Consider the following 13,295-nt stretch of genomic DNA (forward strand, 5'->3'; position numbering starts at 1 on the left):
ATGCGAAAAGTAGTTATTGCGGGAAACTGGAAAATGAATAAAACACTGGCGGAAGCATCTGATTTTATGGATGCCGTTATTCCAAAAGCTTCAGGTGGGAATACAGAAGCAATTGTTTGTGCACCTTTCGTACATTTACCTGCTCTTGTTGAAAAAGCAAAGGGTTCAAATGTGAAAGTTGCTGCTCAAAACATGCACTTTAAAGAATCTGGAGCTTACACTGGGGAAGTCAGCCCGGTTATGTTAACAGATATAGGCGTAACACATGTTGTTATCGGACACTCTGAACGCCGTGAGTATTTTGCGGAAACAGATGAAACTGTTAATCAAAAAACAAAAGCAGCCTTTGCACATGGCTTAACTCCAATTGTTTGTGTAGGTGAAACACTGGAACAGCGTGAAGCAAACGAAACCATGGATGTTGTTGGCAATCAGGTAAAAAAAGCATTGGCAGGGTTATCTGATGAGCAAGTAACACAAACAATTGTTGCATATGAGCCAATTTGGGCAATTGGAACAGGAAAAACAGCTTCCAGCGAGGATGCAAATGAAGTTTGTGCAAAAACACGTAAAGTAATTGCAGAAATTACTTCTCAAGGCATAGCTGACCAAGTAATTATCCAATATGGCGGCAGCGTTAAGCCTGCTAATATTGATGAACTTCTTGCTCAATCTGATATTGATGGAGCACTTGTCGGCGGTGCAAGCTTAGAACCGGAATCCTTTGTTCAATTAGTGGAGGCAGGTACAAAATGAGTCAAGATAAATTAGCTGCATTAATTATTCTGGATGGCTTTGCTATCCGTGATGAAGTAAAAGGAAATGCAGTCAAGCAGGCAAACACACCAAACTTTGACCGTTATTGGAATGCTTATGCACATAATCAGCTGACTGCTTCCGGTAACGCAGTTGGACTGCCTGAGGGCCAAATGGGTAACTCTGAGGTTGGTCATTTAAATATTGGCGCAGGCCGTGTTGTTTATCAAAGTTTGACACGTGTTAATCTATCTATTGAGGAAGGCGACTTTTTCGAGGTAGATGCACTTGTTGATGCTGTAAAACATGCAAAAGAGAAAGATAAAGCATTACATCTTTTCGGGCTTTTATCTGATGGCGGTGTGCATAGTCATATCAATCACCTATTCGCCTTATTGGAACTGGCAAAGCAGCATGGTTTAGAGAAAGTATATGTTCATGCTTTCCTTGATGGCCGTGATGTAGGTCCACAAACAGCGGGTGAATATCTGAAGCAGACTGAAGAAAAAATGAAGGAATTAGGAGTAGGTCAAATTGCGACCGTTTCTGGACGCTACTATTCCATGGACCGCGATAAGCGCTGGGATCGTGTAAAAAAAGCATATGATGCCATGGTTTATGGAGAAGGCCCTTCTTATCACAGTGCTGCTGAAGTAGTAGAAGACAGCTATAAAAACGAAATCTACGATGAATTTGTGATTCCTTCTGTTATTACAGATGAGAATGATAAACCTGTTGCAACTATTGAAGACGAAGATGCTATTATCTTCTATAACTTCCGTCCTGACCGCGCTATTCAGGTTTCAAGAACATTTGCAAACGACGATTTCAGAGATTTTGACCGCGGAGAGAAAGCTCCAAAGAATCTTGAGTTTGTTATGATGACGAACTTCAGTGAAACTGTGGATGGATATGTTGCATATAAACCAATTAACTTGGATAATACGATTGGCGAAGTTTTAGCTCAGAATAACCTGAACCAATTACGTATTGCAGAAACAGAAAAATATCCACATGTCACCTTCTTTATGAGCGGTGGCCGTGAAAAAGAATTTGGTGGTGAAAAACGTATTCTTATTGATTCACCAAAAGTAGCAACCTACGATCTGCAACCGGAAATGAGTGCTTATGAAGTAACGGACGCGTTATTAAAAGAACTTGACGGCGGAGAGCAGAATGCGATTATATTAAACTTTGCCAATCCGGATATGGTAGGTCATTCAGGAATGCTGCAGCCGACTATCGATGCGATTGAAGCAGTCGATGAATGTCTTGGTAAAATTGTTGATAAGATTACGGAGTTAGGTGGACATGCTATTATTACAGCTGACCACGGAAACTCTGATGAGGTTATTACATTGGAAGATAAACCAATGACTGCCCATACAACAAACCCTGTTCCCGTTATCGTAACGAAAGATGATATAACATTGCGGGACGGCGGCATTCTTGCTGACTTGGCACCAACATTATTAGATTTACTTGATGTAGAGAAACCGGAAGAAATGACTGGTTCATCCTTGATTAAAAAATAAAAATTTAAAATAAATAGTCAAAAAGATTGGTGAAAATGACCAAGAAGTTCGAGGCGGCGCAGTATTGAGTAGCGGAACGTATGCTTTTAAATACGTGAGCAGCTCTTTTAATGGGGCGAGTAATCGCAGTCCCAGCCCCAACGGAAATGCAAGCTAACGAGCTTTCACAGGATGTGATGACTTCTACGTTGTCCACAGGACGTGGACGTACTTAGTAGAAGTACCTTTTCCTGAAGTGTCATTTTTGACGAACTTTTTGAATTACATTAAAGGAGAGAAAATAATGCCATATATTACTGACGTATACGCAAGAGAAGTATTAGACTCAAGAGGTAACCCGACTGTTGAGGTAGAAATTTTCACTGAATCCGGAGCTTTTGGCTCTGCAATCGTACCAAGCGGTGCTTCTACAGGTGAATATGAAGCTGTAGAATTACGTGATGGCGATAAAAACCGTTACCTTGGTAAAGGTGTTGAAAAAGCGGTAGAAAACGTAAATGAAATCATTGCTCCTGAACTAATCGGTTTAGATGCAACCCGTCAAAATATTATTGATGCTTTAATGATTGATTTAGATGGTACAGAAAACAAAGGAAAATTAGGCGCTAATGCTATCTTAGGCGTATCTATGGCAGCAGCCCGTGCAGCAGCTAACCACTTAGAGGTTCCTTTATACAACTATCTTGGCGGATTCAATGCAAAAACTCTTCCAACACCAATGATGAATATCTTAAATGGTGGAGAGCATGCAGATAACAACGTAGATATTCAAGAATTCATGATTATGCCTGTAGGCGCAGATTCTTTCAAAGAAGCACTACGCACAGGCGCTGAAATCTTCCACTCGCTGAAAAAAGTATTAGGCTCAAAAGGTTATAATACTGCTGTTGGAGACGAAGGCGGATTTGCTCCAAACCTTGGTTCCAATGAAGAAGCTCTTCAAACAATTGTTGAAGCAATTGAAGCTGCCGGTTACAAGCCTGGCGAAGAAGTAAAACTTGCTATGGATGTAGCTGCTTCTGAAATCTACAGCGATGGTAAATACAACCTTAAAGGGGAAGGCGTTGTACGTACTTCTGAAGAAATGGTTGACTGGTACGAAGAAATGATTTCTAAATACCCAATCATCTCTATTGAAGATGGTTTAGATGAAAACGACTGGGACGGCTTCAAATTATTAACAGATCGTCTTGGCGATAAAGTACAGCTTGTAGGTGACGATTTATTTGTTACAAACACTGCAAAACTTTCTAAAGGTATCGAACAGGGTATTGGTAACTCTATCCTTATCAAAGTTAACCAAATCGGTACACTTACAGAAACTTTTGAAGCAATTGAAATGGCGAAACGTGCTGGCTATACAGCTGTTATCTCTCACCGTTCTGGTGAAACAGAAGATACAACAATTGCTGATATTGCAGTTGCCACAAATGCTGGTCAAATCAAAACAGGTGCTCCATCCCGTACAGACCGTGTTGCGAAATACAACCAGTTACTTCGCATTGAAGATGAATTAGCTGGCATGGGCGAGTATGGCGGATTAACTTCTTTCTACAACTTAGCCGATAAATAATATGTAATAAAAATGGAGAAACCTCTGTCTACGATGAATGATTCATCATAGACAGAGGTTTTTTTAATCAGATACTTTTCTTGTTTTTATCGTAAAAGTATTTCAGTGCAGTGAAAATTCGAAGTGCGGGTAAGGTGATGATTTCAAAAAAATGTATATTGTAAGGGCAAAAGTATATCGAAAGAGCGTAAAATTTGAGCCTACCAAAAGATGGATAAGTATGATATGTTTGTTATACAGAGAGGGTAAGTTGTAATTTTCATTATTTGATAAATAAGAAGATTCGGATGTATCGAACAATTTATGAATGAGAGGCCGATAACATTAAATGGGAGGGGAAATATGTCAGCACTAAGCGGTTTTATTAAGGTTTTTTACGATTTTGGAAATTGGTTATCTAAAATGATTTATTTACAGATACTCTGGCTTATGTTTACTATATTAGGACTTGGTCTTTTTGGAGTTATTCCAGCAACTGTTTCGGTGACTACAGTTATAAGTAAATGGTTCCAGGAAGGATACGATGCGCCTATTTTTCAGGTTTTTCTTCATACATATAAGAAACAATTTTTAAGATCGAATGGGCTGGGAATTGTTCTTCTGGGTATAGGCGTCTTTCTATATATGGATTTGAATATATCTAAACAAGTAATCCAATCTGCGTTTATCCATTCTTTATTATTACTTATCGTTTTACTATATATCGTGGTTCTTTTATATTTCTTTCCTGTATTTTCACGTTATAAATTAAAATACTTTCAATATTTCAAGCAATCCTTCTTCGTTGCATTTGCCCGGCCTTTTGAAACAATTGCTATGCTGTTATGCATTTTATTGCTGTATTATTTATTTATATATCTTCCGGTGCTGACTTTTTTTTTGGGAGCGTCATTGACTATTTTTCCTATTACATGGTTTGCTCATAGAGCTTTTATTCAACTGGAAGAAAAAAAGATGAATTAAAAATAAAAGGAGGCCAGGGAGTTGTCTAAATTTAAATGGTTAAAATCCCGCTTATTATACAAATATATTGTCTCCTATTTATTAATATTTCTAGTTCCATTTTCTGTTTTAAGTTTTATCGTATACAAGAATTCGGTTTCCAGTTTACGTGAAGAAATTGAACAGGCCAATATCAGTAAACTTGAACAAGTAAAACAATTGACAGATGAAAGAATGAATGAATTGGAAACGCTTGCTGCAAGAATATCCTATGATCCCCGTTTAACTCCCTACATGGTGAGTGATGATTATTACGGTGGTGAGGCCATCGATGAGTTGAAAAAATATAAAGCAAATAGTTCCATTATAGAAGAATTATTTGTTTATTATCATTCAAAAGATATTTTGTATTCCACCAATGGCTCTTACCCGCTTAATGTACTCTTAGAAAGAAAATACCAGTTTGAGGATTGGGAAAAAGAACAGTTTATAGAAGAATTACATACGAATTTGCCAATGATTAAATCTGCTGAAAATATCATTACAAATGAAGGAAATAAGGAACGTGTTGTCGCTTATTTGTTCCCAATTGCACCAAATAATCCGACGCCTTATGGAACGGTGATGTTTTTTATTAAGGAATCTATGATGAATGACCAGATGGAAACCATTCTTGGCGATTTTGAAGGAAATGCATATATTTTGAATGAAAATAATGAAGAGGTTGCAGCTGCAATACATGATGAAGATATTGCACAGTCAGATTTGGATAAGATTATTGGAAACAAGCAGGGGATCGATAATTTAAAAATTAATGGGAATGAATATTCACGTTCAACTGTTAAATCGGATGACAGTGGTTGGACATTTGTAACGATCCTGGATACGGAACAGTTTTTTGAAAGATTGCAGCATACAAAGCAATTAATTCTCTTGATTATAACAGGGATTTTTGTGTTGGGTATTGTGCTTGCAGTTTATTTGGGCAGAAATCAGTACAAGCCGATAAAAAAATTATTTGAACTGACAAATGGCGGCCTTAATAATGAAAATAAAAATGAGTTGGAGACTATTCAACACCGTATTTCGCATATTTATCACGATTATCAGATGATTAATGAAACCGTCGATTTACAACAGCCTTTTGCAAGAGAACAACTGTTGGTCCGTTTGCTAAGAGGAGATATAAATGATGAGAAAGAAATAGAGAAGATGCTGGATACATTGCATATTCCAATAAAAGCTGAAGCCTACTTTGTTGCCATAATCTTTTTTGAGGAAAAAAATGTTAAAGCAAATGAGGTAGAAATAAGGGAGAAAGTATTAAAGGATTTTTCGGAACTTGCACTGACGAATGCCGTTGGGCAGGCTGTCAATTTACTTTATAATGACACATTCGCGTTGATTATCGGCTTAGAGAAAAGACATGGGAATGCTGGGCAAGAAAGGGGACAGGTAATTAGAGAAGTACAGTATTATATGAGAGAGAGGCTTTCCTCGGAGCCTACAATTAGTGCGGGAGGAATTTGTAATGAAAAAAAATCAATAAATCGTTCCTACATTGAAGCACTGGCAGCTATGGATTATAAATTTATGTATCCAGCGGGAAGCATTATTAACTTTGAAGATATAAGTTTGGAACAGGAGCAGGTCTTCGGTTACCCTAGAGAAGAACAAATAAAACTGGTGCAGAGTTTAAAACAGGGTGATGTGGCAGTAGCAAAGGAAACGTTAACTGACATTTTTTCGCTGCATACAAAGAGAGGGCTTCCACTGCATGCTGTGAAGTTGATATACTACGATATTATTAATACGGTTATTAAAACAATATCGGATCTTGGGCTCAGGAACCATATACAAAATATTGATAAACTTGCAGAATTTAGTTCGTCTGAACAGCTGCATAGAGATTTGCTGACAATGATTCAGGAGGTCTGCAAGGAAGTTGCAAAAGATAAAGAAAGCCATAATGATCAGTTACGAAAAGATATTCTAAACTATATACAGCTCAATTTTGATCAGTACGACCTGTCACTGGGGAAAATTGCAGTTGAATTCCAACTATCGGCATCTTATGTCAGCCGCTTTATTAAAGACCAAACCGGTGTAAATTTCTCTGAATATGTACAAGAGCTAAGAATGAATTATGTTAAACAGCAATTGGTAAAAAGCAATGATTCAATCAAACAGATTGTTTTGAATGTCGGATATAAGGATGTTGCTAATTTTACCAGGAAATTCAAAAAGAATGTTGGTATCACACCAGGACAATATCGCAGGTTTAATCGATAATAAAAATGAGGGGAACCAAGAGGTTCTCCTCATTTTTGTAATAATCAGCATAGTTGGACAAGTTTTACATATCACATAAAGTATAAAACCTTTGTAAACAAATGTTGCCTAGTAACAGTGACAATTCATACGCAAATACACATATTGAAAACGGTTTCAAAAAGCACTAATATGTAAGCATTACAAAAAAGGAGGTACTGTAAATTCTGCAGAAATCTATCAACTCACTATAAAAGAGTAAGAAAGGAGATTATGGATGGGGAATAGAGTGATGATGTCAGTTGTTACAATCGTTGCAGCGTGTTTTATATCAGCTTGTTCATCGGGGGCTGAGGAGGATAAACAACATGCCGTTGATGTAGAAGTAAGAAAAGAAGGTTTTCCAATTGTTGATGAAGAAATTACGATGACGATGATGGGGCCGAATGCACAAGGTACAGAATGGAAGGATATGCCCTTTTTTCAAGATTATGCAGAAGAAACCAATATACATTTTGAATTTAATACTCCTCCGGCCAGTGATTTTGGCACAAACTTAAATCTTGCTCTATCCAGCGGTGATTTAGACGATATTATTTATGGACCAATTGATTTGACTTCAGGTATGGAAGGAGAATACGGAGAGCAGGGTCTATTTTTACCTTTAGAGGATTTAATCGAGGAGTATGGACCGAACATGAAAAAAGTGCTGGAAGAAAGACCGGATATCAAAAAATCGATTACTTCAGCAGACGGTCATATTTATGCTTTGCCGCATATTAATACGGATCATAGAGGAAAATGGGTGAACCCAGTGTGGTATAACGGAAAATGGCTGGATTCTTTAGGAGTAGAGGAGCTGCCTGAATCAACAGATGAACTTTATGATTTATTAATTCAATTCCGGGATGAAGATCCAAATGAAAATGGGGAAGCGGATGAAATTCCAATCAGCAGTGAAGGAATGGACCCCATCAGAATGTTATTTCTGAACGCTTTCGGTTTGAAAAGCCAAGGTATAGAAGAAATAGATGGCGAAGTTCGCTATGCGCCAATAACCGAAAATTATAAAGAATATTTAATATATATGAACAGGTTATATGAGGAGAACTTGCTGGATCCCGAGACATTTTCTCAATCTGAAGATCAAGTAAACGCAAAAGGACAGGAAAATAAAATTGGTCTGCTGGGAGGTTACTATTCTTACTTTTTAACTGGTGAGGCAAATGATGAAGCAGTAAATAATCCAATGACTGTTCCATTAACAAGTCCGGTGTCTGATGAATTAATTGTTACTGCATCGCAAGGTTTTAACCGTGGCGCTTTTATTTTAACGGAAGAAAATCCTTATCCGGAGGCATCTATCAGATGGGCAGATTATTTTTATACGGAGGATGGAGGAGTATACCTTGACCAAGGGCCTGAAGGATATAGATGGGAATGGGCTGACGAAGAAAAAAATAAAAGAAATCAGCTTCCCCTGCCTGAAGGATATGACAATACAGAAGAATACCGCAAGACGTTAACACCATCATATGGAATTGCAGCACCATTTTTAAATCCTCCTCTTGAGGTAAAAGAAGAGCCTGATGCTTTTGCTCTTTTTACAATTGATGAAACAGAAGAAAAAAGAGAACCATATTACCAGGTTGCTATTCCTGAAGTAAGTATAAAAAGAGAAGAACAAAAAGAAATAAATACGATTGAAGTAGATTTGGAGTCATATGTGGAACAGATGGAAGCAAAATTTATCACCGGTGTAGAGCCGATATCAAATTGGGATAAATATGTAGAAACAATTAAGGGGATGGGCATTGACAGATATGTTGAAATTCATCAGGAGGCCTATGACAACTGGAGGAGTAACTAGATTTCCTACTTGCTTTCGTTAATATGTAAACCCTAAAAGTCCGTCGACCCGGGCAATGTTCTTAAAAAATAAGTTTTGTCCGGCTATCTTTCTATATAGAGAAATAGTGAAAAATTCTATTGTAGTACTATCTCAATGATTGCTGGACTTATGGAGCGATTTTAAATAAAAAAGTTAATAAATTACTATATTGGGGGATTAAAATGAGGAAGATTTGGAAATTATTTATAGCTGTTACCTTATTGATGTCTATATTGACAGCATGTGCTTCCACGGAGAAGGTAGATGATGTAGAAAATAAAAAAATGGAACATGCTGCAAGTGTAGATGTAAATAAAGAAGGTTTTCCTATCGTAGATGAAGAGATAGAGTTGACCCTGATGGCGCCAGGTGCCGGTATGGAGGAGTGGAGCAATATGGAAACTTTAATTGCCTATTCAGATATGACAAATGTTAAATTTAAATACACCACCCCTCCAATGAATGATTTTCAAACGAAGCTTAATTTAGCCTTTGCAAGTGAAGATATGGGAGACATTATCTACGCTGCCGGGTCTGATGATTTAACTCCCGCGATGGAAGTAGATTACGGGGAACAAGGATTATTAATTCCTTTAGAAGAATTAATTAAAGAATATGCTCCACATATCCAAAAAATGTTAGAAGAAAATCCGGATGTAAAAAGATCTATCACTACTGTGGACGGACATATTTATTCCTTGCCGAGAGTGTCTGTCGGTTCAACCTCAATCTGGTACAAAGGACCAATCTGGTATAACGGAAAATGGCTGGAAGCGCTTGATGTAAAAGAATTACCTGAAACAACAGATGAATTTTATGAACTACTGGTTCGTTTTAGAGATGAAGATCCTAATGGAAATGGGGAAGCCGATGAGATCCCGATGATTGATGTGAACATGGATAGCACACGTCATTGGATGTTAGGAGCTTTTGGTATGAAGGAGTGGGGGATTGAAGAACAGAATGGAAAAGTCCGATATACCCCAATTACAGAGGAGTATAAATCATATTTAACGTATATGAATAAACTTTATAGCGAAAAATTATTGGACTCGGAGACATTTTCACAAGCAGATGAACAAAAGAAGGCAAAAGGACAGAATAACAGAGTAGGAGCTTTTCCAGATTACTTTTCATTTTTTACCACTGGAGAAGCTGAAGACGAATCGATGAACAATCCGATGTTCCAGCCTTTGACAAGCCCTGTTTCAGAGGAGCCCATTATACCGAGAAATCCTGCAATTGAGCGAGGAACCTTCTCTATTACAAATAAAAATCCTAATCCGGAAGCATCGATTAGATGGATTGATTATTTTTATTCGCAAGAAGGCTATGAATTTTTAAACATGGGACCGGAAGGAGAGCTTTGGGAGTGGGAAGGGGAAAAAAGAAAATTACTCGATGTCCCTCAAGGCTATGATTCCAGGGAAGATTTCCGAGCCACTATTTCTCCGGATTACGGGATTCCGACACCAACAAAGAGTGGTCCAATCCGTGGATTAGAAGAATCAGATTTCGATAAATTTATTGCTGCGGAAACAAAAGAAAAAATCGAACCCTATGCTGAAGTACCTTTTCCTTTAGTCTATTTAACAACAGACGAGCAAAAGAAAGTTAATACGATTGAAGTGGATTTGAAATCCTATGTCCAGCAAATGGAAGCAAAGTTTATTACAGGCGTAGAACCATTATCCAATTGGGATAATTATGTAGAAACAGTTCAGAAAATGAATACAGAAGAATATGTGGAAATCTATCAGCAAGCCTATGATCGATGGAAAGAAAGTGATCAATAGAAGTTGAGTCTAACTATAAAACTAAGAAATATATATAATTAAATTAATTCATTCGCTAAATAGAAATGTAAATAGGGAAAAGAAGCCTGATAACTTGTTTTTTAAAACGAGCTTATATCAGGCTTTTTTATAGACTTCTCATATGTCTTGGAAATGTGGATGTCACTTATTTCTACTGTGATGATACTATCCAGTTGATAAGAAAATTACGGGATCGGCCATACTTGGTTAATCAAGTATATCCAATATGTCTCGAATTCTTTTATTAGCTTTTTTATTAGCTTTTGGCGGAGGACTGATTTTCCTTTTGCGTTATACGCAGAAGAGAGAAAATCAGTAGATGGTTTGATTACTACATAATTTGTAAACGGTGCTATTACAGCGTTTATCATGGTTTCAACGTATTTGACATAGATGAACAAATTTAACATATCTTAAATATTTAAGTTTATTGGTGGGCGGGCGGTAAAGCGATTCTTGCAGGGAATGGCGACAAGTTTTAACCAAATATACATATTGAATCTCTATTCAGAAAAATCTAGAATGAAAGCAGTTACATGAGAGGAGGAAAGGATATGGATTCAAATACGGCAACGGTGTTAACCGAGGAAGAAAAGCAGCAAACACCAAAAAGCAGGAAAGTTCCGACAAAACTGCCGAAGCCAAAAAAGAAGAATAAAAAAATATTACAGAATTGGCAGCTGTACATATTTATTTTACCTGCCTTTTTATATTTTTTTATTTTTCATTATATTCCAATGTACGGCATTCAAATTGCTTTTAAAGATTTTATTCCTTCGAGCGGAATTTGGGGAAGCGAATGGGTAGGGCTGGAACATTTTAAACGATTTTTTGATTCATATTATTTCTGGGATCTTATAAAGAATACGTTGGGACTCAGCGTGTATGAATTAATCATCGGATTTCCACTGCCTATTATTTTGGCGCTGGCTTTAAACGAAGCAAAGGATGGGCTATATAAAAGAACGGTACAAACAGTCACTTATGCACCCCATTTTATATCAGTTGTAGTAATGGCTGGTATGATTATTGCTTTTCTTTCTCCTGCAACGGGGATTATAAACCACGGGCTTACATTATTGGGATTCGATCCAATTCCTTTTATGAGTGATCCGAAATGGTTTAAGACAGTATATGTTTTTTCCGGCGTATGGCAAAGCACTGGCTGGGGAACGATTATTTATTTGGCGGCGCTTTCCGGAGTGGATCCACAGCATCATGAAGCAGCAATTGTAGATGGAGCAACCAGACTGCAGCGGATTTGGCATATCAACATTCCCGCTCTCGTACCGACGATGATTATACTGTTAATTATGAACCTGGGAAATATCATGGCAATGGGGTTCGAGAAAATCTTGCTTTTACAAAATCCGCTTAACTTGGAATCGTCTAATGTTATCGCAACATTTGTTTATCAGGCTGGATTGTTGGACGCACAGTACAGTTTTGCAGCTGCCGTCGGTCTATTTAACTCAGTAATTAACGCAATTCTGCTTATAACTGTTAACCAAATTGCAAAAAAACGATCAGAAACAAGTTTATGGTAAAAAGGGAGGGTTTTGATGAATTCAGCTATCAGTGAAACAATGACCGATAAGATTATAAAAATTCTGATTTACGTTTTCCTGGGTTTTGCTACGTTAATTGTATTGTATCCTCTGGTATATATAATCAGTGCATCTATTAGTGACCCTGCCGATGTGAATTCAGGAAAAATGTGGCTTTTTCCTAAAGGAATTACGTTTGAAGGATATCGCATTATTTTTGAAAATGGTGCAATCTGGAAAGGGTATTTAAATACCCTATTCTATACAGTATTGGGGACAACAATTAATCTTGCCGTAACTATACCTGCAGCATATGCCTTGTCGAGGAAGGATTTTGCGGGCAGAAATTTATTCATGGCAATGTTCGTAATTACTATGTTTTTCAGTGGCGGGTTGATTCCTACTTATCTGGTTGTAAAAAGTCTTGGGTTAATCGACACCATTTGGGCAATGGTTCTGCCAAATGCAGCGGCTGTCTGGAATATTGTTATTGCCAGGGTGTTTTTCCAGTCAACGATCCCGAAAGAACTGGAGGAAGCGGCAATTATTGACGGAGCATCTAACTTTAAAATGTTTTTCAAAATCATATTGCCTTTGTCTATGCCTATTATCGCAGTAATGGGACTATTCTATGGTGTAGGACATTGGAATGGCTACTTTAATGCATTGATTTATTTATCAGACAAAGAACTGTTTCCGCTTCAGCTGGTTTTGAGGGAAATACTTGTTTTACAAGAAATGGCTTCACAGAACACGGATGTAACAGGAAGTATGGCAGAAGCAATGCACAGTAAGCAACAACTTGCAGCAGTTATCAAATATGGTGTAATGATTGTTTCCACCTTGCCGATTATTATTATATATCCATTTTTACAACGCTTCTTCGTAAAGGGTGTTATGATCGGCTCGCTAAAAGGTTAGAGATGAATAATATGAAATTTATGGATTATTTGTAAAATGGAA

The 13,295-nt window shown here is 37.4% G+C and carries 9 protein-coding genes; all 9 read left to right on the top strand.

Translation table 11 applies throughout. The features are described 5' to 3' along the window. The 9 genes from tpiA (at position 1) to OSO01_RS09905 (ending at position 13,253) form a co-directional block, all read left to right on the top strand. Entirely contained in the window at positions 1-756 is a 756-nt protein-coding gene (gene tpiA, locus OSO01_RS09865; protein ID WP_147210271.1) for a triose-phosphate isomerase, read from the top strand. Further along, on the top strand, positions 753-2,291 hold the full coding sequence (gene gpmI, locus OSO01_RS09870; protein ID WP_147210272.1) for a 2,3-bisphosphoglycerate-independent phosphoglycerate mutase: 1,539 nt from the start codon (positions 753-755) through the stop codon (positions 2,289-2,291). The genes tpiA and gpmI overlap by 4 nt, the downstream gene beginning before the upstream one ends. Before the next feature lie 283 nt (positions 2,292-2,574). Next, the gene (gene eno / locus OSO01_RS09875; protein ID WP_147210273.1) at positions 2,575-3,864 is read left to right on the top strand and encodes a phosphopyruvate hydratase; all 1,290 of its coding nucleotides are present in this window, start codon (positions 2,575-2,577) and stop codon (positions 3,862-3,864) included. Positions 3,865-4,206: 342 nt separating this feature from the next. Continuing rightward, complete coding sequence (locus tag OSO01_RS09880; RefSeq protein ID WP_156984876.1) at positions 4,207-4,827, top strand: YesL family protein; 621 nt, start codon at positions 4,207-4,209, stop codon at positions 4,825-4,827. Between the two features lie 21 nt (positions 4,828-4,848). Continuing rightward, the gene (locus OSO01_RS09885) at positions 4,849-7,098 is read left to right on the top strand and encodes an AraC family transcriptional regulator (protein ID WP_147210275.1); all 2,250 of its coding nucleotides are present in this window, start codon (positions 4,849-4,851) and stop codon (positions 7,096-7,098) included. 256 nt (positions 7,099-7,354) lie between these two features. Continuing rightward, the gene (locus OSO01_RS09890; RefSeq protein WP_147210276.1) at positions 7,355-8,947 is read left to right on the top strand and encodes an extracellular solute-binding protein; all 1,593 of its coding nucleotides are present in this window, start codon (positions 7,355-7,357) and stop codon (positions 8,945-8,947) included. A 203-nt stretch (positions 8,948-9,150) separates the two neighbouring features. Further along, entirely contained in the window at positions 9,151-10,764 is a 1,614-nt protein-coding gene (locus tag OSO01_RS09895; RefSeq protein ID WP_147210277.1) for an extracellular solute-binding protein, read from the top strand. A gap of 575 nt (positions 10,765-11,339) precedes the next feature. Continuing rightward, complete coding sequence (locus tag OSO01_RS09900) at positions 11,340-12,332, top strand: ABC transporter permease (protein ID WP_147210278.1); 993 nt, start codon at positions 11,340-11,342, stop codon at positions 12,330-12,332. 15 nt (positions 12,333-12,347) lie between these two features. Then, positions 12,348-13,253 (top strand): carbohydrate ABC transporter permease, encoded by a 906-nt coding sequence (locus OSO01_RS09905; RefSeq protein ID WP_147210279.1) that lies wholly within the window; start codon positions 12,348-12,350, stop codon positions 13,251-13,253. Positions 13,254-13,295 lie beyond the last annotated feature (42 nt).

Source organism: Oceanobacillus sojae (genome assembly GCF_007991515.1).
GTDB lineage: Bacteria > Bacillota > Bacilli > Bacillales > Amphibacillaceae > Oceanobacillus > Oceanobacillus sojae.

Excerpts from the sequence above, each read along its gene's own strand:
- tpiA (WP_147210271.1), top strand. The coding sequence starts at position 1 with ATGCGAAAAGTAGTTATTGCGGGAAACTGGAAAATGAATAAAACACTG.
- gpmI (WP_147210272.1), top strand. The coding sequence starts at position 753 with ATGAGTCAAGATAAATTAGCTGCATTAATTATTCTGGATGGCTTTGCT.
- eno (WP_147210273.1), top strand. The coding sequence starts at position 2,575 with ATGCCATATATTACTGACGTATACGCAAGAGAAGTATTAGACTCAAGA.
- OSO01_RS09880 (WP_156984876.1), top strand. The coding sequence starts at position 4,207 with ATGTCAGCACTAAGCGGTTTTATTAAGGTTTTTTACGATTTTGGAAAT.
- OSO01_RS09890 (WP_147210276.1), top strand. The coding sequence starts at position 7,355 with ATGGGGAATAGAGTGATGATGTCAGTTGTTACAATCGTTGCAGCGTGT.
- OSO01_RS09895 (WP_147210277.1), top strand. The coding sequence starts at position 9,151 with ATGAGGAAGATTTGGAAATTATTTATAGCTGTTACCTTATTGATGTCT.
- OSO01_RS09900 (WP_147210278.1), top strand. The coding sequence starts at position 11,340 with ATGGATTCAAATACGGCAACGGTGTTAACCGAGGAAGAAAAGCAGCAA.
- OSO01_RS09905 (WP_147210279.1), top strand. The coding sequence starts at position 12,348 with ATGAATTCAGCTATCAGTGAAACAATGACCGATAAGATTATAAAAATT.